The 21,995-nt window shown below is 75.7% G+C and carries 24 protein-coding genes; 16 read left to right on the top strand and 8 right to left on the bottom strand.

Annotated elements, in window-relative coordinates; genetic code table 11:
- Positions 1-101: 101 nt before the first annotated feature.
- The 3 genes from ACI79B_RS03585 (at position 102) to ACI79B_RS03575 (ending at position 2,296) form a co-directional block, all read left to right on the top strand.
- The gene (locus ACI79B_RS03585; protein ID WP_456929893.1) at positions 102-1,037 is read left to right on the top strand and encodes a tyrosine-type recombinase/integrase; all 936 of its coding nucleotides are present in this window, start codon (positions 102-104) and stop codon (positions 1,035-1,037) included.
- A 73-nt stretch (positions 1,038-1,110) separates the two neighbouring features.
- Complete coding sequence (gene whiG / locus ACI79B_RS03580) at positions 1,111-1,914, top strand: RNA polymerase sigma factor WhiG (protein WP_456929894.1); 804 nt, start codon at positions 1,111-1,113, stop codon at positions 1,912-1,914.
- A 7-nt stretch (positions 1,915-1,921) separates the two neighbouring features.
- Positions 1,922-2,296, top strand: coding sequence for an antibiotic biosynthesis monooxygenase family protein (locus ACI79B_RS03575; protein WP_456929895.1), 375 nt, complete (start codon positions 1,922-1,924; stop codon positions 2,294-2,296).
- Here the strand turns inward: ACI79B_RS03575 and ACI79B_RS03570 are convergent.
- Positions 2,221-2,826 carry a TMEM175 family protein gene (locus ACI79B_RS03570; RefSeq protein WP_456929896.1) on the bottom strand — a complete coding sequence of 202 codons (606 nt, stop codon included), beginning with the start codon at positions 2,824-2,826 and terminating at the stop codon, positions 2,221-2,223. The genes ACI79B_RS03575 and ACI79B_RS03570 overlap by 76 nt on opposite strands.
- A 48-nt stretch (positions 2,827-2,874) precedes the next feature.
- Entirely contained in the window at positions 2,875-3,387 is a 513-nt protein-coding gene (locus ACI79B_RS03565; protein WP_456929897.1) for a peptidoglycan DD-metalloendopeptidase family protein, read from the bottom strand.
- A 302-nt stretch (positions 3,388-3,689) separates the two neighbouring features.
- On the opposite strand from ACI79B_RS03565, the gene rpsB reads away from it, so the two are divergent.
- The 5 genes from rpsB (at position 3,690) to ACI79B_RS03540 (ending at position 8,111) form a co-directional block, all read left to right on the top strand.
- Positions 3,690-4,547 carry a 30S ribosomal protein S2 gene (rpsB, locus tag ACI79B_RS03560; protein ID WP_456929898.1) on the top strand — a complete coding sequence of 286 codons (858 nt, stop codon included), beginning with the start codon at positions 3,690-3,692 and terminating at the stop codon, positions 4,545-4,547.
- Between the two features lie 65 nt (positions 4,548-4,612).
- Positions 4,613-5,428: a translation elongation factor Ts gene (gene tsf, locus ACI79B_RS03555; RefSeq protein WP_456929899.1), complete on the top strand. Its 816-nt coding sequence runs from the start codon at positions 4,613-4,615 to the stop codon at positions 5,426-5,428.
- Between the two features lie 139 nt (positions 5,429-5,567).
- Positions 5,568-6,356: a UMP kinase gene (gene pyrH / locus ACI79B_RS03550; RefSeq protein WP_456929900.1), complete on the top strand. Its 789-nt coding sequence runs from the start codon at positions 5,568-5,570 to the stop codon at positions 6,354-6,356.
- Between the two features lie 71 nt (positions 6,357-6,427).
- Entirely contained in the window at positions 6,428-6,985 is a 558-nt protein-coding gene (gene frr, locus ACI79B_RS03545) for a ribosome recycling factor (RefSeq protein ID WP_387993397.1), read from the top strand.
- A gap of 22 nt (positions 6,986-7,007) precedes the next feature.
- Complete coding sequence (locus ACI79B_RS03540; protein WP_456929901.1) at positions 7,008-8,111, top strand: phosphatidate cytidylyltransferase; 1,104 nt, start codon at positions 7,008-7,010, stop codon at positions 8,109-8,111.
- Here the strand turns inward: ACI79B_RS03540 and ACI79B_RS03535 are convergent.
- Genes ACI79B_RS03535 through ACI79B_RS03525 form a run of 3 tightly spaced genes read right to left on the bottom strand, consistent with a single transcriptional unit; the run spans position 8,075 to position 10,637 of the window.
- On the bottom strand, positions 8,075-9,205 hold the full coding sequence (locus ACI79B_RS03535) for a GNAT family N-acetyltransferase (RefSeq protein WP_456929902.1): 1,131 nt from the start codon (positions 9,203-9,205) through the stop codon (positions 8,075-8,077). The two genes, ACI79B_RS03540 and ACI79B_RS03535, sit on opposite strands and share 37 nt — an antisense overlap.
- Positions 9,202-9,966, bottom strand: coding sequence for a polyphosphate kinase 2 family protein (locus tag ACI79B_RS03530; RefSeq protein WP_456929903.1), 765 nt, complete (start codon positions 9,964-9,966; stop codon positions 9,202-9,204). Before ACI79B_RS03530 ends, ACI79B_RS03535 begins: the two co-directional genes overlap by 4 nt.
- A gap of 32 nt (positions 9,967-9,998) precedes the next feature.
- On the bottom strand, positions 9,999-10,637 hold the full coding sequence (locus tag ACI79B_RS03525; RefSeq protein WP_456929904.1) for a TrmH family RNA methyltransferase: 639 nt from the start codon (positions 10,635-10,637) through the stop codon (positions 9,999-10,001).
- Between the two features lie 126 nt (positions 10,638-10,763).
- On the opposite strand from ACI79B_RS03525, the gene ACI79B_RS03520 reads away from it, so the two are divergent.
- From ACI79B_RS03520 to ACI79B_RS03510, 3 genes are all read left to right on the top strand, one after another.
- Positions 10,764-11,852 (top strand): hypothetical protein, encoded by a 1,089-nt coding sequence (locus ACI79B_RS03520; protein WP_456929905.1) that lies wholly within the window; start codon positions 10,764-10,766, stop codon positions 11,850-11,852.
- A gap of 62 nt (positions 11,853-11,914) precedes the next feature.
- Positions 11,915-13,105: a 23S rRNA (adenine(2503)-C(2))-methyltransferase RlmN gene (gene rlmN, locus ACI79B_RS03515; RefSeq protein ID WP_456929906.1), complete on the top strand. Its 1,191-nt coding sequence runs from the start codon at positions 11,915-11,917 to the stop codon at positions 13,103-13,105.
- A gap of 16 nt (positions 13,106-13,121) precedes the next feature.
- The gene (locus ACI79B_RS03510; protein WP_456929907.1) at positions 13,122-13,838 is read left to right on the top strand and encodes a VIT1/CCC1 transporter family protein; all 717 of its coding nucleotides are present in this window, start codon (positions 13,122-13,124) and stop codon (positions 13,836-13,838) included.
- 55 nt (positions 13,839-13,893) lie between these two features.
- Here ACI79B_RS03510 and ACI79B_RS03505 read toward each other — a convergent pair whose 3' ends face one another.
- On the bottom strand, positions 13,894-14,214 hold the full coding sequence (locus tag ACI79B_RS03505; RefSeq protein WP_456929908.1) for a DUF2631 domain-containing protein: 321 nt from the start codon (positions 14,212-14,214) through the stop codon (positions 13,894-13,896).
- Between the two features lie 86 nt (positions 14,215-14,300).
- Between ACI79B_RS03505 and dxr the strand changes: the two genes are divergently transcribed.
- The 5 genes from dxr (at position 14,301) to ACI79B_RS03480 (ending at position 20,991) form a co-directional block, all read left to right on the top strand.
- Positions 14,301-15,503, top strand: a complete 1,203-nt coding sequence (dxr, locus tag ACI79B_RS03500) for a 1-deoxy-D-xylulose-5-phosphate reductoisomerase (protein WP_456929909.1) — start codon at positions 14,301-14,303, stop codon at positions 15,501-15,503.
- Positions 15,455-16,888: a M50 family metallopeptidase gene (locus ACI79B_RS03495; protein WP_457000066.1), complete on the top strand. Its 1,434-nt coding sequence runs from the start codon at positions 15,455-15,457 to the stop codon at positions 16,886-16,888. The genes dxr and ACI79B_RS03495 overlap by 49 nt, the downstream gene beginning before the upstream one ends.
- 41 nt (positions 16,889-16,929) lie before the next feature.
- Positions 16,930-18,105 (top strand): flavodoxin-dependent (E)-4-hydroxy-3-methylbut-2-enyl-diphosphate synthase, encoded by a 1,176-nt coding sequence (gene ispG / locus ACI79B_RS03490; RefSeq protein ID WP_456929910.1) that lies wholly within the window; start codon positions 16,930-16,932, stop codon positions 18,103-18,105.
- A 34-nt stretch (positions 18,106-18,139) separates the two neighbouring features.
- A complete protein-coding gene (locus ACI79B_RS03485; protein ID WP_456929911.1) occupies positions 18,140-18,991 on the top strand; it encodes a GNAT family N-acetyltransferase in 852 nt (283 codons plus the stop codon).
- Positions 18,992-19,095: 104 nt separating this feature from the next.
- Positions 19,096-20,991, top strand: a complete 1,896-nt coding sequence (locus ACI79B_RS03480) for a penicillin-binding transpeptidase domain-containing protein (protein ID WP_456929912.1) — start codon at positions 19,096-19,098, stop codon at positions 20,989-20,991.
- Here ACI79B_RS03480 and ACI79B_RS03475 read toward each other — a convergent pair.
- Together ACI79B_RS03475 and ACI79B_RS03470 are read right to left on the bottom strand one after the other, a co-directional pair.
- The gene (locus ACI79B_RS03475) at positions 20,988-21,446 is read right to left on the bottom strand and encodes a ferritin-like domain-containing protein (protein WP_456929913.1); all 459 of its coding nucleotides are present in this window, start codon (positions 21,444-21,446) and stop codon (positions 20,988-20,990) included. The two genes, ACI79B_RS03480 and ACI79B_RS03475, sit on opposite strands and share 4 nt — an antisense overlap.
- Positions 21,447-21,458: 12 nt before the next feature.
- Entirely contained in the window at positions 21,459-21,935 is a 477-nt protein-coding gene (locus ACI79B_RS03470) for a hypothetical protein (RefSeq protein WP_456929914.1), read from the bottom strand.
- Positions 21,936-21,995 lie beyond the last annotated feature (60 nt).

Below are 21,995 nucleotides of genomic sequence, written 5' to 3'. Positions count from 1 at the left end.
CGCCGGGGGCCGGCCGGCGGGACCCAGGTGCGACATCCGTCGCGCACGACCGGACGGCGCGGCGGCTTGACCCACGGACTGTGCCGTCGGACGGTCGGAGCGTGACCGCCCGGACCGCCGACGCCCGCGCCGCGCTGCCGCCGGCGCTCGCGGCCGCGCTGGAGGGCTACGAGGACGCGCTGCGGGACGAGCGGGACCTGTCCGAGCACACCGTCCGCGGCTACGTCACCGACGCCGTCTGGCTGCTCGACCACCTCGCCCGCCGCGGCGGCACGCGGGTCGACGAGCTGGACCTCGCCGCGCTGCGCAGCTGGCTGGCCCAGGGGCGCACGCGCGGCGCCAGCCGCGCGACCACCGCCCGCCGCGCCGCCGCCGCCCGCTCGTTCACCGCCTGGCTGCGCCGCTCGGGGCACACCCCTGAGGACGTCGGCCTGCGGCTGGTGAGCCCCAAGGCGCACCGGACGCTGCCCGACGTGCTCGCCCCCGACCAGGCCCGCGCCGTCGTCGAGTCCACCGCCGGCGCCGAGGACCCCGTGGGCCTGCGCGACGCCGTCGTCCTCGAGCTGCTGTACGCCAGCGGCATCCGGGTCAGCGAGCTGGTCGGCCTCGACGTCGACGACGTCGACCGCGGCCGCCGGCTCCTGCGGGTCCTCGGCAAGGGCCGCAAGGAGCGCAGCGTGCCCTACGGCGCACCGGCCGAGCGGGCCCTCGACGCCTGGCTGACCCGGGGCCGCCCGGCGCTGGCCACCCCCGACTCCGGCCCGGCGCTGCTGCTGGGCCTGCGGGGGCGGCGGCTGGACCCGCGCGAGGCCCGCCGGACCGTGCACTCCGCGGTGGCCCGCGCACCCGGCGCCCCCGACGTCGGCCCGCACGGGCTGCGGCACTCCGCGGCCACCCACGTCCTGGAGGGCGGCGCCGACCTGCGCTCCGTCCAGGAGCTGCTCGGCCACGCTAGCCTCGCGACGACGCAGATCTACACGCACGTGACCGTCGAGCGGCTGCGTGCGGTGCACGCCCAGGCGCATCCGCGGGCCTGAGCCGACCGCCCACCCGAACGACCGTCCCGGGGTCCGGCAGGACCCCCAGCCACCACGAAGCGGGAGACCCGACGTGCCCGAGGCCACCATCCACCGGATCGGCGGCGAGTCCGAGGAGGACGCCGACGCCGCGCTGGCCGAGCTGTGGGCGCAGTACGTCGCCGACCGCGCCCCCGAGCTGCGCGACCGGCTGATCCTGCACTACGCGCCGCTGGTCAAGTACGTCGCCGGCCGGGTCGGCAGCGGCCTGCCGGCGCACGTCGAGCAGGCCGACCTGGTCTCCTACGGCACCTTCGGGCTCATCGACGCGATCACCCGCTACCAGCCCTCGCGCGAGGTCAAGTTCGAGAGCTACGCGATGTCCCGCATCCGCGGCGCGATCATCGACGAGCTGCGCAGCACCGACTGGATCCCGCGGTCGGTGCGGATGCGCGCCCGGCAGTTCGAGCGGACGGTCGCCACGCTGGAGAACCAGCTCCGGCGCAGCCCGACCGACGAGGAGATCGCCGCGGCGATGGAGATGGACGTCGAGGACGTCCGCAAGTTCCTCGGCCAGCTCTCCCTGGTCAACGTCGTCGCCCTCGACGAGCTGCTCACCGACGACGACGGCGGCGCGCCCCGGCTGGTCGACACGCTGCAGGACGCCAACGCCCTCGACCCGCAGGCGATGGCCGAGCACGGCGAGGCCCGCCAGCTGCTCGCCCGCGCCGTCGAGCAGCTGCCCGAGCGGGAGAAGGTCGTCGTCAGCCTGTACTACTTCGAGGGCCTGACGCTGGCCGACATCGGCCGCGTCCTCGGCGTCACCGAGAGCCGGATCTGCCAGCTGCACACCAAGGCCGTGCTGCACCTGCGCACCAAGCTCGCCGACATCGCCTGAGCCACCGGTGGTGCTCGAGCACGCGCTCCTCCCGGTCCGCCCCGGCCGGGAGGACGCGTTCGAGGCGGCCTTCGCGCGCGCCCGGCCGATCGTCGAGGCGTCCCCGGGGTTCCGCTTCCTGCGGCTGTCCCGGTGCCTGGAGCGGCCGGGGACCTACCTGCTGCTGGTCGAGTGGAACCGGCTGGAGGACCACACCGAGGGGTTCCGCGGCTCGGCCGCCTACCAGGAGTGGAAGGCCCTGCTGCACTCGTTCTACGACCCGTTCCCGGTCGTCGAGCACTTCACCGACGTGGCGGCGGCCGGGGATCAGGCCGCCGCGGCGCGGCGCCGCAGCGCGGCCTCGACCGGCCCGGACAGGAACAGCAGGAACATCGCCCAGTAGTGCACGCCCGGCAGCAGCGTGCCGGCCAGGAGGGCGACGAGGAACAGGCCGCTGGCGACCAGCGACGGCCACGGGGGTCCGACCGGCGCGGCGGCGTCGCGGCGCAGGGCGGGGCGCCGCCACAGCAGCAGGCTGATCGCCGTGAGGCAGAACGAGCTCAGCGTGATCGTGCCGATGTAGAGCGCGACCGCGGGCCGGTCGGTGCCGTAGCGGGCCGACACCTGGGTGGCGAACGGCAGCAGGACGATCGTGAGGATCCACAGCAGTTTGGCGGTGAGGAACGCGTGGTCGTAGGACCCGACGGTCTCGACCACCCGGTGGTGGACCAGCCAGAGCCGCGCGATCACGACGAAGCTGAGGAAGAACGCGCCGATCTGTGACGCCTCGTCGGTCAGCAGCGTGCCGAGGCCGGTCCGCGGCTCCGCGCCGTCGAGCAGATCGGTCAGCGGCAGCACCAGCAGGGTGATGGCAGTGGCGACGACCGCGTCGAGGAACGTGACGAAACGGTCGAGGCCCCGTTCGGTCTGCACCCCGCGCAGGCTAGGGGCGGCGGCCGGTCCGGCAGCGGTCCCCGCACGTCACCCGAGCGGCAGCAGGCGCACCCGCGGCGGGCGCAGCAGCGACAGCGGGTCCAGGTACACCTCCCCGCGCCGCAGCCCCCAGTGCAGGCACCCGGCGGTAGGGCAGCCGGCGTGCCCGGCCGCCAGCGTCCCCAGCGGGGAGCCGCGGGCGACGCGCTGTCCGGCCGCGACGGTGGGGTCGACCGGCTCGTAGGTGGTCCGCAGCCCGTCGGGGTGGTCGACGCTGACCACCGGCCGGCCCGCCACCCGCCCGGCGAAGACGACGACGCCGTCCCCGGCCGCGACCACGACGTCGCCGGGGGCGCCGGCCAGGTCCGCGCCGCGGTGCCCGGGGCCGTAGGGCGAGGGCGGGGGCGCGAACGGGCGGGTGACGACCGGCGCCCCGCCGAGCGGTGCGGTCCAGGAGGCGACGGCGGGGACGGCGGGAACGGCCGGCTCCGCGACGGCGGGCGCCGGCACGAGCAGGGCGGCGCAGGCCAGCAGGAGCACGGGCAGCGGGCGGGCGGGCACGCCGTCGAGGCTCGCCGCCGGCGGGTCTCCGCGGGGCGGCGACCGCGCACCTGTGGACGGCCCGGACGCGGGGGAGGAGCGGTCCGGCCCGGCGCGTATGCTGTCCGGTGCGACCCGTCTGCACGGGTCGACTCCGCGCGTCCTCCACCCGCCAGCACGGCGGGGCAGCCCCACCTCGGTCCCGGTCTCCCCGGGTCGGTGGCGCCGCGGGACGCCAGGGCGGGACACCACCCGGTGCCCGCGTCAACCGAGGAGCGCGGCCGCCGGGCGGCCGCGCGCGAGCACGAGAGGCTGCGCCCCCCATGGCAGTCGTCAGCATGAAGCAGCTGCTCGACAGCGGCGTCCACTTCGGGCACCAGACCCGTCGCTGGAACCCGAAGATGAAGCGCTTCATCTTCACCGAGCGCAACGGCATCTACATCATCGACCTGCAGCAGACGCTCGGGTACATCGACTCGGCCTACGAGTTCGTCAAGCAGACCGTGTCGCACGGCGGCACGATCCTGTTCGTCGGCACCAAGCGCCAGGCGCAGGAGGTCGTCGCCGAGCAGGCGCAGCGCGTCGGCATGCCCTACGTCAACCAGCGCTGGCTGGGCGGCATGCTCACCAACTTCTCCACCGTCCACAAGCGGCTCCAGCGGCTCAAGGAGCTCGAGGACATGGAGCAGACCGGCGTGATGGCCGGCCTGTCCAAGAAGGAGCAGCTGGGCCTGACCCGTGAGAAGGCCAAGCTCGAGCGCAGCCTGGGCGGCATCCGCGACATGCAGAAGGTGCCCAGCGCCATCTGGATCGTGGACACCAAGAAGGAGCACATCGCCGTCGGCGAGGCCCGCAAGCTGGGCATCCCGGTCGTCGCGATCCTCGACACCAACTGCGACCCCGACGAGGTCGACTACAAGATCCCGGGCAACGACGACGCGATCCGCGCCATCAACGTCCTGACCCGCGTGATCGCCGACGCCGTCGCCGACGGCCTCATGGCCCGCTCGGCCGCGCAGGCCAACGCCGGCCGCGAGGACGGCGCCGAGCAGGCCATCGGTGGCGACGAGCCGCTGCCGGACTGGGAGCGCGAGCTGCTGACCGGTGGCGCCGAGGCCGCGACCGAGCAGCCCTCGGACACCTCCGCCACCGCCCCGGCCCCCGCCGCCGGCGAGGCCTGAGAACTCCCGCGCCGCCCTCGGGCGCCCTCGGGACGCCCACCCCTCCACACCGACGAGGAAGTGACATGCCTGCCTTCACCGCCGCCGACGTCAAGCGGCTCCGCGACGCCACCGGCGCCGGCATGATGGACGCCAAGAAGGCCCTCACCGAGGCCGACGGCGAGTACGACAAGGCCATCGAGCTGCTGCGCATCAAGGGCGCCAAGGACGTCGGCAAGCGCCTCGAGCGCTCCACGACCAACGGCATCGTCGTCAGCAAGCACGGCGCGCTGCTCGAGCTCGACTGCGAGACCGACTTCGTCGCCAAGAACGCCGACTTCGTGGCGCTCGCCGAGCGGCTCATCGAGATCGTCCTCGAGCAGTCGCCGGCCGATCTCGACGCCCTCATGGCCACCGAGGTCGACGGCCAGACCGTCGCCAAGCTCATCGAGGCCGAGTCCGCCCGCATCGGCGAGAAGCTCGTCCTCTCCCGCTTCGCCACCTTCGAGGGCCCGACCGCGGTGTACCTGCACAAGCGGGCCACCGACCTGCCCCCGGCCATCGGCGTCGCCGTCCAGTACCAGGGTGGCGACGAGGAGGCCGCGCGCGCCCTGGCGATGCACATCGCCGCCGCCCGCCCGCGCTTCCTGTCCCGCGAGGAGGTCCCGGCGGAGGCCGTCGAGACCGAGCGCCGGGTCGCCGAGCAGACGGCCAAGGAGGAGGGCAAGCCCGAGCAGGCGATCGTCAAGATCGTCGAGGGCCGGGTCAACGCCTACTACAAGGACTTCGTCCTGCTCGAGCAGCCGTCGATCACCGAGCCCAAGCGCACGGTGAAGCAGGTCATCGACGAGGCCGGCCTGACCGTGCAGCGGTTCGCCCGCTTCGAGGTCGGCCAGGCCTGAGCCGCAGGCGACGGAGACACCGCGCCACCGGCCCCGTCCCATCCCTGGGACGGGGCCGGTGGTGCCTCCGGGCCCGGCTGGCGAGCGCCGGGCACTCTGTCAGGATCACGAAGAACGACGTCGAGCGAGGGAAGAGCTGTTGACCGATACCGCCACGACGCAGACGACCGAGGCACCCCACCCGCCGCTGTCGGCCCCGAGCGCCTTCCAGCCGGCCGACGGCGCCGGCTACCAGCGGGTGCTGCTCAAGCTCTCGGGTGAGGCGTTCGGCGGCGGCAACGTCGGCGTCGACTCCGGGATCGTCCACGACATCGCCACCCAGCTGGCCGAGGTCGTCCACGGCGGCACGCAGGTCGCCGTCGTCGTCGGCGGGGGCAACTTCTTCCGCGGCGCCGAGCTGTCCCAGGCGGGCATGGACCGCCGGCACGCCGACTACATGGGCATGCTCGGCACGGTCATGAACTGCCTGGCGCTGCAGGCCTTCTGCGAGCAGGTGGGCCTGGAGACCCGGGTGCAGACGGCGATCACCATGGGCCAGGTCGCCGAGCCCTACATCCCGCGCAAGGCCGTCCGGCACCTGGAGAAGGGCCGGCTGGTCATCTTCGGCGCCGGCGCCGGCATGCCGTACTTCTCCACCGACACCGTCGCCGCCCAGCGCGCGCTGGAGATCGGCTGCCAGGTGCTGCTCATGGCCAAGAACGGCGTCGACGGCGTCTACGACGACGACCCGCGCACCAACCCGGCGGCGACCATGTACGACGAGCTGGACTACGCCACGGTCCTCGCCGACCAGCTCAAGGTCGCCGACGCCACGGCCATCAGCCTGTGCATGGACAACCAGATGCCGATCGTCGTCTTCAACCTGCTGGAGAACGGCAACATCGCCCGCGCGGTGGCAGGTGAGAGGATCGGGACGCTGATCAGCTGAGCGCGCGCCGGAACGCGCACGCCGCACCGCAGGACGACGGCGGGGACGATCCCGCCGCAGGAGGAGAGACCGTGATCGACGACACCCTGCTCGACGCCGAGGAGCGGATGGACAAGGCCCTGTCGGTCGCGCGGGAGGACCTCGGCTCGGTGCGCACCGGCCGCGCGGCGCCCTCGATGTTCAACAAGGTCCTGGTCGACTACTACGGCGCCCCGACCCCGGTGCCGCAGATGTCGTCGATCACGGTGCCCGAGGCGCGCATGGCGGTCATCAAGCCCTACGACAACAGCCAGCTGTCGGCCATCGAGAAGGCCATCCGCGACAGCGACCTGGGCGTCAACCCGACCAACGACGGGCAGATCATCCGCGTGGTCTTCCCGCAGCTGACCGAGGAGCGCCGTCGCGACCTGGTCAAGCAGGCCCGGTCCAAGGGCGAGGACGCCAAGGTCGCCATCCGCAACGTGCGCCGCCGCAGCAAGGAGGAGCTCGACCGGATCGCCAAGGACGGCGAGGCCGGCGAGGACGACGTGCGCCGTGCGGAGAAGGAGCTCGACGACCTCACCGCCCAGCACGTGGCGGCCATCGACGAGGCCGTGAAGAACAAGGAGTCCGAGCTGCTCGAGGTCTGAGCCGCTCGCCCCGATCCCTGCCATGACCTCCCGTCCCGACGCCGCCGGGGCCGGCCCGTCCGGGGACGCCGACACCGGGCCGATCCCCGCGGTCCGGCGTCCCTCGCCGCCGCCCCCGCCGCCCGGCCCGATCCGGCCGGCGGCCCCGCCGACCAGCCCGATCGCGACAGCCCCCGGGTCCGCTGCACCGGGCACCCAGGAGATGGCGGTGCCGGCCGCCGGCATCGCCGTCCCGCCGGTGCCCGAGGCGCCGGCGGCGCCCGGCCCCGACCCGGCCGGCGGCGACGCCGGCGCCGAGCCGGAGCCGCGCAAGGGCGGCCGGGCCGGGCGTGACCTGGTCGCCGCCATCGGCGTCGGCCTGGGCCTCGGCGCGGTCATCCTCGCCTCGCTGCTGGTCTACCGGCCGGCGTTCCTGCTGGTCATCGTCGCGGCGATCCTCGTCGGCATCGTCGAGCTCGTCCGCGCGCTCCAGGCCGGCGGCGCCCGGCCGCCGCTCGCCCCGGTGCTGGTCGGCGCCGTCGCGATGCTGGCGCTGGCGTGGACCCGCGGACCCGACGGCCTCGTCGTCGGCTTCCTGCTCACGGTCGTCGCGGTGCTGCTCTGGCGGCTCGGCGACGGCCCCGGGGACTACCGTCGCGACGCCGCGGCCGGGGTCCTGGTCACCCTCTACGTGCCGCTGCTGGCCGGGTTCGCGGTCCTCCTGCTCGTCCCCGACGACGGCGTCGCCCGGGTGCTCGCGTTCATCGCCACCGTGGTCGGGAACGACGTCGGCGGTTACACCGCGGGCGTGCTGTTCGGCCGGCACCCGATGGCGCCGTCGGTGAGCCCGAAGAAGTCGTGGGAGGGCATGGCCGGGTCGGTCGTGGCCTGCGTCGCCGTCGCCACCCCGATCGTCGTGCTCGCCCTCGACGGCCCGTGGTGGGGTGGCGTGCTCGTCGGCGTCGCGCTCGCGGTGACCGCCACGGTGGGCGACCTCGGCGAGTCGCTGATCAAGCGGGACCTCGGCATCAAGGACATGGGCAACCTGCTGCCGGGCCACGGCGGGATCATGGACCGGCTCGACAGCCTGCTGCCCTCGGCGGCGGTGGCCTACCTGCTGCTGTCCTGGGTCGCGCCGCCGGGCTGAGGCGGCCAGGGGGCGCTGAGCTCCCACGTCGACCCGACCGCGGCGAAGCCGCGGCGGGCATACCAGTGGCGCGGCCAGTCGCCGGCGTCGGCCTCGAGGACGACGAGGTCGCAGCCGGCGCCTGCGGCCAGCTCCAGCAGCCGGGCGAGGACGGCGTCGGCGTGGCCGCGCCCGCGGGCGGCGGGCTCGGTCATCACCGACTCGACCGCCGCGGTCGCGCCGTCGACCCGCAGCTGCCCGGCGGCCACGACCCGGCCGCCCTCCCGCACCACGACGTCGCCGACCGCGACGACCCGGTCGTTGCGGGACTCCCGGCCCACCAGCTGGGCGACCACCTCGTCGAGGTCCGGGATCCCGGCCAGGCCGCGCCGCCACCCCGCCTCCCACAGCGGGTGCACCTCCTCCTGCGCGACCACCTCGGCCCGCTCCGCCCCGGGCAGGCCCGGGGTGGCGGGGCGGGCCATGACCACCAGCTCCCCGGCCTCCCAGCCGGCCGCGGCCAGCTCGGCGGCGACCGCGCCGGCGCCGGGCCAGCGCAGCACCGCCGCCCGGGCCGGCCAGCCTGCGTCCGCGGCGACCTCGCCGGCGGTCCGCGCCACCGTGGCGGCGTCGACGCCGTCGTCGAGCACCAGCCGGTTGTCGTCGCGGGAGTGCGCGAAGCGGGGGTCGAGGACGGCCACCCCGCCGGGGACGTCGCGCACCTCGGCGGCCCGCCGGGTGCGCAGCGACAGCCCGTGCGCCAGCGCCCGGCCCAGCGCGTCGTCCGGCCCGGGCAGGACCGGCGGCACGGGCGGGCGGTACGGCACGACCGCGACCACCGCCGCCGTCGGCAGCGGGCCGTACAGGTGCGGGAAGCGCATGCCCGCGGGGTCGGTGCCCACGCCGGGCTCCTCGACCACCGGGTCGGTCAGGCGGGCCGGGTCGACGACGAGCAGCACCAGGTCGCGCCGGCCCGGGAACAGCCGCGCGGCCGGCACGTGCACCTGCTCCGGGTGCGACAGGTGCACGAACGGCGCCCCGGCGGGCGGCACCGCACCGGCGGACAGCGCGGCCCGCCAGTCGGCCGGCTCGCACAGGTGGACGAGGACGCTCATCTCCCCGGGGTCTCGTCCGGGTCGATCCCGCGCGCGGCCAGCGCCTTCTCGATCGCCTCGCAGACGGCGCGGACGACGGCCACCCGCGCCCACCGCTTGTCGTCGCCGGCGACCAGCGTCCACCGCCCCGCCGGGTGGTCGGTGCGCTCGAGCATCTCCTCGACGGCGGCCTCGTACGCCAGGCGCTTCTCCCGGTTGCGCCAGTCCTCGTCGGTCAGCTTCCAGGCCCGGTAGGGGTCGGCCGCGCGGGACTCGAAGCGGCGCAGCTGCTCCTCGGGGGAGACGTGCACCCAGAACTTCACCAGGACCATGCCCTCGGCGGCCAGCGTGGTCTCCAGGTCGACGATCTCGCCGTAGGCCCGCCGCCAGGCCTCCTCGCTGGCGAACCCCTCCACCCGCTCGACCAGCACCCGGCCGTACCAGGTGCGGTCGAGGACGGCCATGCCGCCCCAGCCGGGCAGCACGGGCCAGAACCGCCAGAGGAAGTGGTGCCGCTTCTCGTTCGACGACGGGGCGGCGAACTGGGCCACCCGCACGTGCCGGGGGTCGAGCTGCTCGACCAGCCGCTTGATCGCGCCGCCCTTGCCCGAGGCGTCCCAGCCCTCGAACAGCACGCAGACCGGCGGTCCGAGCGGGGTGCCCAGCTGCCCGCCGAGGAACAGCCGCAGGTGCACCAGGCGCTGCTGCGCGGCGGCCAGCTGGTCCTTGGCCTCGCGCTTGCCCAGCCGGAGGGTGAGGTCCACGTCGTCGAGTCGGCCCACCCCGCAGAGAGTGGCCCATGCGGCCCGCGCTGTCAGGTCGGCAGCTGCGCGTGCTGGCGGATCCAGGCGTGCATGGCGATCCCCGCCGCGACGCCGGCGTTCACCGAGCGGGTCGAGCCGAACTGGGCGATGGACAGCACGTCGTCGGCCACCGCCCGCGCCTCCTCCGACAGCCCGGTGCCCTCCTGGCCGAACAGCAGCACGCAGGACCGGGGGAGGACGGCGGTCTCGATCGGTCGGGCGCCGGGCAGGTTGTCGACGGCGAGCACCGGCACGCCCCGCTCCCGCGCCCAGGCGCCGAGCGCGGCGGCGTCGGGGTGGTGCCGCACGGTCAGGTACCGGTCGGTGACCATCGCGCCCCGGCGGTTCCACCGCTTCCGGCCGACGACGTGCACCTCCGCGGCGAGGAAGGCGTTCGCGGTGCGCACGACCGTCCCGATGTTGAGGTCGTGCCGCCAGTTCTCGATGGCGACGTGGAAGCCGTGCCGGCGCGGGTCGAGGTCGGCGACGATCGCCTCGACGGTCCAGTAGCGGTACCGGTCGACGACGTTGCGCCGGTCGCCGTGCGCCAGCAGCTCGGGGTCGTAGCGGGGGTCCTCCGGCCACGGCCCCTCCCACGGGCCGACGCCGACCGAATCGAGCGGGACGGGTGCGCGCTCGGCCTCGGACACCCGGCCGACGCTAGCGGTCCGCGCCCCGCCGCCCGGCCGCGCCTCCGCCACCCGGTCGGGTCCGTCGGGCACGATGACCACTCCACGGGGTGAGCGACAGATGACCGTGAGTGACAGCGAGGTGGGATGACGGCGCGGCAGCACGGCGACCCGGGCGACCCCGAGGAGGCCGGCACCCCGGTCGAGCCGTGGGGGGAGTGGCTGCCCGGGTGGGTGAACGAGCCCGACCCCGAGGCGGCCGACGAGGACGCCCCAGTCGACGAGGTCCCGGTCGACGAGGTCCCGGTCGACGGGACAGCGGAGGACGAGGCACCGGTCGACGAGGCCGCCGGGGCAGAGTTCCTGGTCGAGGAGACGCCTGTCGAGGAGGCACCGGACGGCGGGACCGCGGAGGACGAGGGCGTCCCCGGGGACCCCGTGCCGCCGGACGGCGCCGTCGCCGAGGAGGCCCCCGAGGTGGCGACCGCCGTCCCGGACGTGCTGCCGGCCTCGGATGTACTGCCGGCCCTGGACGTGCTGCCGGTCCCGGCGCTCGCCGAGGTCGTGACGCCGCGGGTCGTCGTCCGCCCGCGGGTGCGGTCCCGGCGCCGGGTCGGCGTCGCCGTGGCGGCGGGCGTTCTCGCCGCCTGCGGCATCACCGGTGCGGTCCTGCTGGCGGGCGCCTCGTCCGGCTCGGTCCCGACGGCGGCCGTGCAGTCCACGTCCCCGGCGGCCGCCGCGCCGACCCGGGCCGTCCCGGTGCCGCGGCCGTCCACCGTCGCCGTCGTCGTCCCCGTTGCGCCGACGAGCAGCGTGCCGGTGCCGTCCCCGTCCCCGGCGGAGCCCGACCCCGACCCGGCCCCGGTGCGGACCAGCGCGACGCCGTCCCCCGCGACGATCCCGGAGGCGCCACTGCCGACGGCCGTCGCACCGGAGCCGTCCGCGCCGCCGGAGACCGTCGCGGTGCTGCCGCCCGTCGAGCCGTCGGACCCTGTTCCGGACCCGACCCCGACCACCGGGGCCGTGCCCACGCCGACCGGGACCGACCAGACCCCGGAGCCCACGGCCGAGCCGACGGCGCCGACGCCGTCCGAGACCCCGGCGCCACCCTCGACCCCGACCGAGGACCCCCTCCCGGACCCGGCGGGCGACGAGGTGACCCCCGCCCCGACGTCCGCCCCGCCCCCCGGGACACCGGGGCCCACGGCCGCACCGACGGACACGGACCAGGCCTGAGCGAGCGACCTCACCCGCACGGCGGCCCACGCCCGGCGCAGGGGTGGGACGATGGAGCGGTCATGACTGCCCTGCCGCTCGTCCTCGACGCCCCCCGCCGGGGCAAGCCGCCGCGCCACCTCGCCGACCTGGACCGCGAGGAGGCGCGCGCCGCCGTCGCCGAGCTCGGGCAGCCGGCGTTCCGCGCCGACCAGCTCGCCCGGCACTTCTTCCGCGGCACCACCCACCCGGCGCAGATGACCGACGTGCCCGCCGCGGTGCGCGAGACGCTGTCCGAGGCGCTGCTGCCCGGCCTGCTCACGCCGGTGCGCCACCAGTCGGCCGACGGCGGGCGCACCCGCAAGACCCTGTGGCGCCTGCACGACGGCGCGCTGGTCGAGAGCGTGCTCATGCGCTACCCCGACCGGGCCACCGTCTGCATCTCCAGCCAGGCCGGCTGTGGCATGGCCTGCCCCTTCTGCGCCACCGGCCAGAACGGGCTGACCCGCAACCTGTCGGCCGCCGAGATCATCGGCCAGGCGGTCGCCGCCGCCGCGGCCATGGCGTCGGGGGAGATCCCCGGCGGGCCGGGCCGGCTGTCCAACGTCGTCTTCATGGGCATGGGCGAGCCGCTGGCCAACTACGCCCGCGTCCGCCGCACGCTGGACGCGCTGCTCACCTCCGCGCCGTGGGGCCTGGGCCTGTCGCAGCGGTCGGTCACCGTCTCCACCGTGGGCCTGGTGCCGGCGATCCGGCGGCTGACCGAGGAGGGCCTGGGCGTCACCCTCGCGGTGAGCCTGCACGCCCCCGACGACGAGCTGCGCGACACCCTCGTGCCGATCAACACCCGGTACAAGGTGGCCGACGTCGTCGAGGCGGCCGACGCCTACGCCGCGCGCACCGGCCGCCGCTACTCGGTGGAGTACGCGCTCATCCGCGACGTCAACGACCAGCCGGAGCGCGCCGACCTGCTCGGCCGGCTGCTGGCGAAGCGGCTCGCGCACGTCAACCTCATCCCGCTCAACCCGACGCCGGGCAGCCCGTGGGACGCCAGCCCGCTGCCCGCCCAGCGGGAGTTCGTGGCCCGGCTGCGCGCGCACGGGGTGCCGACGACGGTCCGCGACACCCGCGGCCAGGACATCGACGGCGCCTGCGGCCAGCTCGCCGCGGCCGACCGCGCCGCTGCTGACGACGGGGTGGGCGTGCCGACCGTGGCCACGCCGGTCCCCGCCCTCGAGCCCCCGGTCGAGCTCGGGGCCGAGGCGGACGCGTGAGCACCGGGGCCGCCGCGTGAGCGCCGAGGTCCCCACGGCCGAGGCCCACGAGCACAGCCACGCCGACGTCTCGGGCGGGTGGCTGCGGGCCGCCGTCTTCGGCGCGATGGACGGGCTGGTGACCAACACCGCGCTGGTCGCCGGCGTCGGCGGTGGCGGCGCCTCGTCGCACGCGATCGTGCTCTCCGGCGTCGCCAGCCTGGTCGCGGGCGCGATCTCGATGGCGCTGGGGGAGTACACCTCGGTCAGCACGCAGAACGAGCAGCTCGACCTCGAGGTGGAGAAGGAGCGCCGCGAGCTCGAGCGCAACCCCCGGGGCGAGCTCGCCGAGCTGGTGGAGATGCTGCGCGTGCGCGGCGTCGACGCCGACCTCGCCGAGCGGGTCGCCGTCCAGCTGCACCGCGACCCCGACACCGCGCTGCGGCTGCACGTGGTCGCCGAGCTCGGCCTCAACCCGGCCGACAAGCCCTCGCCGTGGACCGCGGCGGTCTCCTCGTTCCTCACCTTCGCCGCCGGCGCGGTGATCCCGCTGCTGCCCTACCTGCTCGGGTTCTCAGTCCTGGCCGCGGCGCTGGTGTGCGGCGCGGCCGGCCTGGCCGCGGCCGGGGCGCTGTCCTCACGGTTCACCCCGCGCTCCTGGTGGTCGGCGGCCCTGCGGCAGCTGCTCTTCGGCGCGCTCGCGGCAGGGGCGACGTACGCCATCGGCGCGGCGATCGGCGTCGCGGCCTCCTGACACGACGACGCCCGACCCGGCAGGAGCCGGATCGGGCGTCGGGTGTCGATGGGGATCAGCGGCGCCAGGCGGTGCGCTTGCGGCGCAGGTCCCAGAGCAGCAGGACGACCAGGCCTGCGGCGATGCCGAACAGCCACACGTCCTCCATGCGGCCCTCGTGGTTGCCCCACGTGTAGGACAGCATGACCAGCACGGTCAGCCAGCCGGCGACCTGCGGGGCGGTCCGCATGCGGTGGTGCCAGCCCCAGTCCTCGGGCCGCTCCTCCTCGACCGGGTGCTCCCCGGCGCGGACGATGCCCTCCTCGCGGTTGGGCTGGTTGACGCGCGTGGTCAGCGGGTCGTGCTGGCGGACCCCGGGGCCGGACTGCTCGCTCACGCCCCTCATCCTGCCAGTCCCGTCCGCGGGTCACCGGTCGAGGTGGGGTGGGCAGGTCGCGCCGCGCGTCGGGGAGGATGCCGTCCATGACCGAGCCGCGCGAGGTGACCGTGCTGGGCTCGACCGGGTCGATCGGCCGGCAGGCGATCGACGTCGCCGAGCAGAACCCCGGCCGGCTGCGGATCACCGCGCTGGCCGCCGGCGGGGGCGACGTCGCCCGGCTGGCCGAGCAGGCGCTGACCCTCGGCGTCCGCACGGTCGCGGTGGCCCGCGCGACCGCCGCCCAGGACCTGCAGCTGGCCTTCTACGCGGCGGCCTCCCAGCGCGGCTGGGCGCGCGGCGAGTACGCGCTGCCGGAGATCCTCGCCGGGCCGCGCGCCGCCGAGGAGCTCGCCGCCCGCCCCACCGACGTCGTCCTCAACGGGATCACCGGCTCGATCGGGCTGGGCCCCACCCTCGCCGCGCTGCGGGCCGGCAACGTCGTCGCGCTGGCCAACAAGGAGTCGCTGGTCGCCGGCGGGGACCTCGTGACCGCCGCGGCCGCGCCCGGCCAGCTGGTGCCGGTCGACTCCGAGCACTCGGCGCTGGCGCAGTGCCTGCGCGGCGGGCACCGGAGCGAGGTCGCCCGGCTGGTGCTCACCGCCAGCGGCGGGCCGTTCCGCGGGCGCAGCGCCGCCGACCTCGCCGGCGTCACCGTCGAGCAGGCACTGGCGCACCCCACCTGGGCCATGGGCCCGGTGGTGACGATCAACTCGGCCACGCTGGTCAACAAGGGCCTGGAGCTGATCGAGGCGCACCTGCTGTTCGGCGTGCCCTACGCCGACATCGACGTCGTGGTGCACCCGCAGTCGATCGTGCACTCCATGGTCACCTTCGCCGACGGCGCGACCATCGCCCAGGCCAGCCCGCCGGACATGCGGCTGCCGATCGCGCTGGCGCTGGCCTGGCCCGACCGGCTGCCGCACGTGCAGGCGGCGCTGGACTGGTCGACGGCGAGCACCTGGGAGTTCGCGCCGCTGGACGCCGAGGCCTTCCCGGCGGTGCGGCTCGCGCGCGCGGCGGGGGAGGCCGGCGGCGTCGTCCCGGCGCTGTACAACGCGGCCAACGAGGAGGCGGTCGCGGCCTTCCTCGCCGGGCGGCTGCGTTTCACCGACGTCGTGGGCCTGGTCGCGCGTACCCTCGACGACGCGCCGGACCTCGGCGCCCCCACCTGCGTGGACGACGTGCTGGCCGCGGAGCGCTGGGCCCGGCAGCACGCCCGCGCCGCTGTCGCCGGAGGCCTGAGCTGACCACCCTCCTGACGGTCCTCGGGATCGTCGCGTTCGCGATCGGCCTGCTGTTCAGCATCGGCTTCCACGAGTTCGGCCACTTCTACTGGGCGCGGAAGTTCGGCATGCGCGTGCCGCAGTTCATGGTCGGCTTCGGCCCGACGGTGTTCTCCTTCCGGCGCGGCGAGACCGAGTACGGCATCAAGGCGATCCCGCTCGGCGGCTACATCCGCATCGTCGGCATGATCCCGCCGGCCGCGGAGAACGAGAGCAAGCGCGCCACCCGCATGCGGACGTTCATCGCCGAGGTGCGCGGCCAGGCCCTCGACGACGTCCGGCCCAGCGACGCCGGCCGGGTCTTCTACGCCAAGCCCTGGTGGCAGCGCGTGATCGTCATGTTCGCCGGGCCGTTCCACAACCTGGTCCTCGCGGTCGTGTTCTTCGCGGTCACGCTCACCGCGATCGGCACCAACGTCGTCACCACCCAGCTCGAGACCGTCCCCGCCTGCGTGGTCCCCGCCGGCGCGGAGAGCATCGCCGTCGCCGAGGAGCAGCGCAGCGACGTCTGCGACATCCCGATCGTCACCAGCGGTGCCGACGCCGGGCAGCTCTGCGAGGCGGGCACCCCCGGCTGTGCGGAGCCGGTGGCCAGCCCCGCCGCCCAGGCCGGGCTGCGGCCGGGCGACACGATCGTCGCGATCGACGGCCGGGAGGTCGACCCGACCGCCTACGACAGCTGGACGACGGTGCAGCAGGCGATCCGCGGCTCGGCGGGGGAGTCGCTGACCCTCACCGTCGAGCGCGACGGCGAGCGCCGGGACCTCACCGTCACGCCGATCGAGAACGTCGTCGCCACCGACGACGGCGAGGGCACGATGACCGCCGGGTACCTCGGCGTCAGCCCGGTGTTCGGCTTCGCCCGCCAGTCGGTGGCCGACCTGCCCGGCTACTTCGGCATGGTCGTGTCCCAGTCGGTGCAGCGGCTGCTGGAGGTCCCCGAGCGCGTCCCGCAGCTGTTCCGCGCCGCCTTCCTCGGCGAGGAGCGCGACGCGAACGGCCCGATCGGCGTCGTCGGCGTCGGACGGATCTCCGGCGAGGTCTTCGCCATCCAGGAGTTCAGCGGCGCGGAGAAGCTGAGCTTCTTCCTCGGCCTGCTGGCCAGCGTCAACCTCGTGCTGTTCCTGTTCAACCTGCTGCCGGTCTACCCGCTCGACGGCGGGCACGTGGCCGGGGCGCTGTACGAGAAGGCCCGCTCGGTGGTCGCCCGCTGGCGCGGTCGGCCCGACCCCGGCCCGTTCGACATCGCCCGGCTGATGCCGGTCGCCTACGTCGTCGCGGGGCTGTTCATCGCGCTGTCGGGGCTGCTGCTCATCGCCGACGTCGTCAACCCGATCACACTCCAGTAGGCGTCGGCGCCGACCCCGGGAGAGCGGGGATACTCGTGGCCATGGCCATCCCCGTCGCTCTCGGCATGCCCGCCGCGCCCCCGCCCGTCCTGGCCCCGCGCCGGAAGACGCGGCAGCTGGACGTCGGCGGCGTGGGCGTCGGCAGCGACTCCCCGGTCAGCGTGCAGTCGATGACGACGACGAAGACCGCCGACGTCAACGCCACCCTGCAGCAGATCGCCGAGCTGACCGCCGCCGGCTGCCAGATCGTGCGGGTCGCCGTCCCCGACACCGACGACGCCGAGGCGCTGCCGGCGATCGCCAAGAAGTCGCAGATCCCGGTCATCGCCGACATCCACTTCCAGCCGCGGTACGTGTTCGCCGCGATCGACGCCGGCTGCGCCGCGGTGCGGGTCAACCCCGGCAACATCAAGAAGTTCGACGACCGGGTCGGCGAGATCGCGAAGGCGGCCAAGGACGCCGGCATCCCGATCCGCATCGGCGTCAACGCCGGGTCCCTCGACAAGCGGCTGCTGGCCAAGTACGGCAAGGCCACGCCCGAGGCGCTGGTCGAGTCGGCGCTGTGGGAGTGCTCGCTGTTCGAGGAGCACGACTTCCGCGACATCAAGATCTCGGTCAAGCACAACGACCCGGTGGTCATGGTCCGCGCCTACGAGCTGCTCGCCGCGCAGTGCGACTACCCGCTGCACCTCGGCGTCACCGAGGCCGGGCCCGCCTTCCAGGGGACGATCAAGTCCGCCGTCGCGTTCGGCGCGCTGCTGTCGCAGGGCATCGGTGACACCATCCGCGTCTCGCTCTCGGCGCCGCCGGTCGAGGAGGTCAAGGTCGGCACCCAGATCCTGGAGTCGCTGAACCTGCGCCAGCGCGGCCTGGAGATCGTCAGCTGCCCCTCGTGCGGCCGCGCGCAGGTCGACGTCTACAAGCTGGCCGACGAGGTGACCGCCGGCCTCGACGGGCTCGAGGTGCCGCTGCGGGTCGCCGTCATGGGCTGTGTCGTCAACGGCCCCGGCGAGGCCCGCGAGGCCGACCTCGGCGTGGCCTCGGGCAACGGCAAGGGGCAGATCTTCGTCAAGGGCCAGGTCGTCAAGACCGTGCCCGAGTCGCAGATCGTCGAGACGCTCATCGAGGAGGCCATGCGCCTCGCCGCCGAGATGCCTGCCGGCGAGCAGGTCGACGCCGGCACGCCGTCCGGCCCGCCGGTCGTCACCGTCAGCTGACCCGCCCCGCCGTCCGTCCTCCTGGGCCAGACCCGTGCTCCGCTCGCCGACCGCCCGCGTCCTCGACGAGACCGACGAGCCGGCCGTCCGCCGGCTGCTGGACTCCGACCCGGTCGCCGCGTGCGTGCTCGCCGGGCGCGTGGAGGCGGCCGGCACCGCGCCGTCGACCCTCGGGGCGCCGCTGTGGGGGATGGGCGCCGGCCGCAGCCTCGACGCCGTCTGCCTGGCCGGGGCCAACCTCATCCCGTTCGCCGTCCCCGGCGCCGAGCAGGCGGCGGCCGAGGCGTTCGCCGAGCGCGCCCGCCGGGCCGGCCGCCGCTGCTCGACGATCGTCGGGCCGGCCGCGGCCGTCGACCCGCTGTGGGAGCTGCTCGAGCCCGCGTGGGGCCCGTGCCGCGACCACCGGCCCCGGCAGCCGCTGATGGCCATCGAGGGCCCGCCGGCGGTCGCCCCCGAGCCGCGGGTCCGGCCGGTGCGCCCGCGCGAGGTGGACGTGCTGCTGCCCGCGGCGGTGGCCATGTTCACCGAGGAGGTCGGCGTCAGCCCGCTGCGGACCGACGGCGGCGTCGGCTACCGCGCGCGGGTGGAGGACCTCGTCCGCGCCGGCCAGTCGCTGGCCTGGATCGAGGACGGCCGGGTGCTGTTCAAGGCCGAGATCGGCGCGGCGTCGCGGGCGGCCTGCCAGGTGCAGGGCGTGTGGACCGCCCCCGAGATGCGCGGCCGCGGCATCGGCGCGGCCGGGATGGCCGCCGTGGTCGAGTACGCGCGGACCATGATCGCCCCGGTGGTCAGCCTCTACGTCAACGACTACAACGCCCCCGCCCGCGCGGTGTACCGCCGGGTCGGGTTCCGCGAGGTCGGCCGCTACGCCAGCGTCCTCTTCTGACGAAGGCCCCCCACGCCTCGCGAGCTCGGCGCGGGTCCCTGGAGGGTGGCCGTTCCAGCACGTCACCACCGGAACGCCGGCCCGGTCTGAGAGGGTGTCCCGTCGTGGCAGCACGACGCACGGCGGTCCTCGGCACGGTCCTCACGCTCCTCTCCGCACCGGCCCTCGCCGCCTGCTCCGGCAGCTCCGAGGACGAGGTCCGCGCCGCCGCGCAGGCCTTCCTCGACGACTGGGCCGGGGGCGACACCGGTGCCGCGGCCGAGGCCACCACCGACCCCGACGCCGCCACCGCGCTGCTCGAGCAGACCGCCACCGACCTGCCCGAGGCCACGCTCGACGCCGAGCTCGGCGACGTCACCGTCCGGGACGGCACCGCCACCGCCGCCTGGACCGCCACCTGGGACCTCGCCGCGGCGCCCGACTGGAGCTACGAGGCCACCCTCGAGCTGCGGGAGGGGGAGGACGCCTGGCAGGTGGTCGCCGAGCCCATGCTCGTGCACCCCGAGCTGGGGGAGGGCCAGCGCCTGCAGCTGACCCGGTCGCTGCCCGAGCGCGCGGCGATCACCGACGCCGCCGGCCAGCCGCTGTTCACCCCGACCGAGGTCGTCAACGTCGGCGTCGACACCGGCCAGGTCGCCGACCTGCCCTCGCTGGCCGCGGCGCTGTCGGTGGCCACCGGGGTGTCCGCCGAGGAGATCACCGCCGACGTCCAGGCCGCCCCGGCCGGCCAGTTCGTCCCCGTGATCACCCTGCGGCGGCCGGACTTCGAGGCCATCCGCGCCCAGGTCTTCGACCTGCCCGGCGCGGTGTTCCCCACCGAGACGCGGTTGCTCGCGCCGTCGGCCGGGTTCGCCTCCGCGCTGCTCGGCCGGGTCGGGGCGGCCACCGCCGAGGTGCTCGAGGAGACCACCGGGGACGGCGGGGCCGTGTACGCCGCGGGGGACCAGCTCGGCCTCTCCGGCCTGCAGCGCGCCTACCAGGAGCAGCTCACCGGTGCCCCCGGCTTCACCGTGTCGGTGGTGAGCACCGACGCGTCCACCGGCGACACGGGCCGGGAGGTCGGCGCCGTCGAGCCCGTCCCCGGCGAGCCGATCCGGACGCCGCTGGTCCGCGCACTGCAGGACGCCGCCGACGGCGCCGTCGCCACCCAGCCGCTGGCGACCCACCTGGTCGTCGTCCGGCCCGGCACCGGGGAGGTGCTGGCCGTCTCCTCGAACGAGGCCGCGGCGGCCGGCAACGCCCTGACCGGGCAGTACCCGCCGGGCTCGAGCATGAAGACGATCACGGCGACGGCGCTGCTGTCCGCCGGCGCGCTAACCCCCGGCACCGCGGTCCCCTGCCCGGGGACGACGGTCGTCGAGGGCCGCGAGTTCGAGAACCAGGACCAGTTCGACCTCGGGACCGTGCCGTTCACCGAGGCGTTCGCCCAGTCCTGCAACACCACCTTCATCCAGGCCGGCCTGCAGCTGCCCGACGACGCCCTCGCCGCGGCGGCCGCCTCCTACGGGGTGGGCAGCGACTGGCAGCTGCCGGTCGACGTGTTCAGCGGCAGCGTCCCGGCCGACGCCACCGGCACCACGAAGGCCGCGGACGCGATCGGCCAGGGCCAGGTGCTCGTGAGCCCGGCGCAGATGGCGCTGGTCGTCGCGGGCGTCGCCAGCGGCACCCCGGCCGCCCCGGTCGAGGTGGTCGGCGCCGACCCGGCGGGCCCCGCGCCGGCCGGCCCGGGCCAGGCGGTGCTCGACCAGCTCCGGCCGATGATGCGCCAGGTCGTGCTGACCGGCACCGCGCAGGCGCTGGCCGACCGCGGCGAGGTCTACGGCAAGACCGGTACCGCCGAGTTCGGCAGCAACACCCCGCCGGACGCGCACGGCTGGTTCACCGGCTACCAGCTCGGCGGCCCGCAGGGCGACATCGCGTTCGCGGTGCTGGTCGAGGGCGGGCAGTCCAGCAGCGCCGCGGTCGCCGTCACCGACGCCTTCCTCGGCGCGCTGGGCTAGCCCTTGGGCAGGCCCGGCAGGGCCGACGTGACCGGGGTGCGGCCGGCGGCGGCGCGCCAGGTCACGGCGCGCTCCTCGCCGGCGCCCAGGGAGTCGACGGCGAGCTGCCGCACCCCGGGCTCCTCCGCCGCGTCGAGCAGCGCCACCCAGGCCGCGGAGACGCCGTCCTCGAGCACGACCGCCAGGGCCGCGGCGTCGACCGGCGAGAGCACCGGGAAGGGCAGCTGGTAGCCGGCCTCGGCGGGCACCGGGTCGGCGTCGCGCTCGTCGAGCAGCTCCGCCAGGCGGTCGCGGGCGTCCCGGTGGGCCTGCTCGGCGTCGGCGGCGGGCGTCCGGCCGTCGGCCGGCAGGGCCGCCCCCACGACGCCGTACCCCCACACCGCCGCGTGCTCGGCGGCCACCACCTCGCGCAGCGCGGTGTCCTCCGCGCTCCCGGCGGTCCCGTCCTCAGCCACGTGCGGCCTCCCTCACGCCAGCGCGGCGGCGTGCCCGCGCAGCCCCGCCGCGATCGACCCCAGCAGCGCGGCCCCGGCACCGGAGGCCTCCACGCAGGCGGCCGCGTGCGCGGCGGCCGCGGCGCCCACCTGCTCGCGCAGCCACGCCCGCAGGTCCCCGCCCGCCGGCGGCGCCGGCGGGGCCGAGGACGACGGGGTCGCCCCCGGCGCCGCCGCGCGCAGCCGCTCCAGCTGCTCCTGCGCCTGTCCGGCCAGGTCGGCGACGGTCCCGCCGAACGCGGGGTCCGCGGCGACCGCCGCGTCGTAGGCGGCCACCACCGCCTCCTGGACGGCGACCTGGCCGGCCAGCCGCTCCTGCCGGGCCGCCGTCTCCCGGGCCGCCTCCCCGGAGTCGCCGGAGGTGCAGCCGGCCAGCAGCAGCGCCAGCCCCGCCGTGCCCGCGAGCAGGCGGCGGCGCGGGAACCCGGCGGGGGCGGGGGAGAGGGACATCGCCCGCCATCCTCCCAGGAGCCGCCCGGCCCGCCCGGAGGGCTCCCGGGCGCGTCGGGA

The sequence above is a fragment of the Geodermatophilus sp. SYSU D00879 genome (genome assembly GCF_054050375.1).
Note: the sequence above shows the minus strand (reverse complement) of the source record. Positions and strands in the feature narration are given on the sequence as shown.

What these genes read in the sequence shown, in the direction of transcription:
- rpsB (WP_456929898.1), top strand. Translation starts at nt 3,690, where the DNA reads ATGGCAGTCGTCAGCATGAAGCAGCTGCTCGACAGCGGCGTCCACTTC.
- ispG (WP_456929910.1), top strand. Translation starts at nt 16,930, where the DNA reads ATGGCCATCCCCGTCGCTCTCGGCATGCCCGCCGCGCCCCCGCCCGTC.
- tsf (WP_456929899.1), top strand. Translation starts at nt 4,613, where the DNA reads ATGCCTGCCTTCACCGCCGCCGACGTCAAGCGGCTCCGCGACGCCACC.
- ACI79B_RS03540 (WP_456929901.1), top strand. Translation starts at nt 7,008, where the DNA reads ATGACCTCCCGTCCCGACGCCGCCGGGGCCGGCCCGTCCGGGGACGCC.
- rlmN (WP_456929906.1), top strand. Translation starts at nt 11,915, where the DNA reads ATGACTGCCCTGCCGCTCGTCCTCGACGCCCCCCGCCGGGGCAAGCCG.
- ACI79B_RS03470 (WP_456929914.1), bottom strand. Translation starts at nt 21,935, where the DNA reads ATGTCCCTCTCCCCCGCCCCCGCCGGGTTCCCGCGCCGCCGCCTGCTC.
- ACI79B_RS03535 (WP_456929902.1), bottom strand. Translation starts at nt 9,205, where the DNA reads ATGAGCGTCCTCGTCCACCTGTGCGAGCCGGCCGACTGGCGGGCCGCG.
- dxr (WP_456929909.1), top strand. Translation starts at nt 14,301, where the DNA reads ATGACCGAGCCGCGCGAGGTGACCGTGCTGGGCTCGACCGGGTCGATC.
- ACI79B_RS03520 (WP_456929905.1), top strand. Translation starts at nt 10,764, where the DNA reads ATGACGGCGCGGCAGCACGGCGACCCGGGCGACCCCGAGGAGGCCGGC.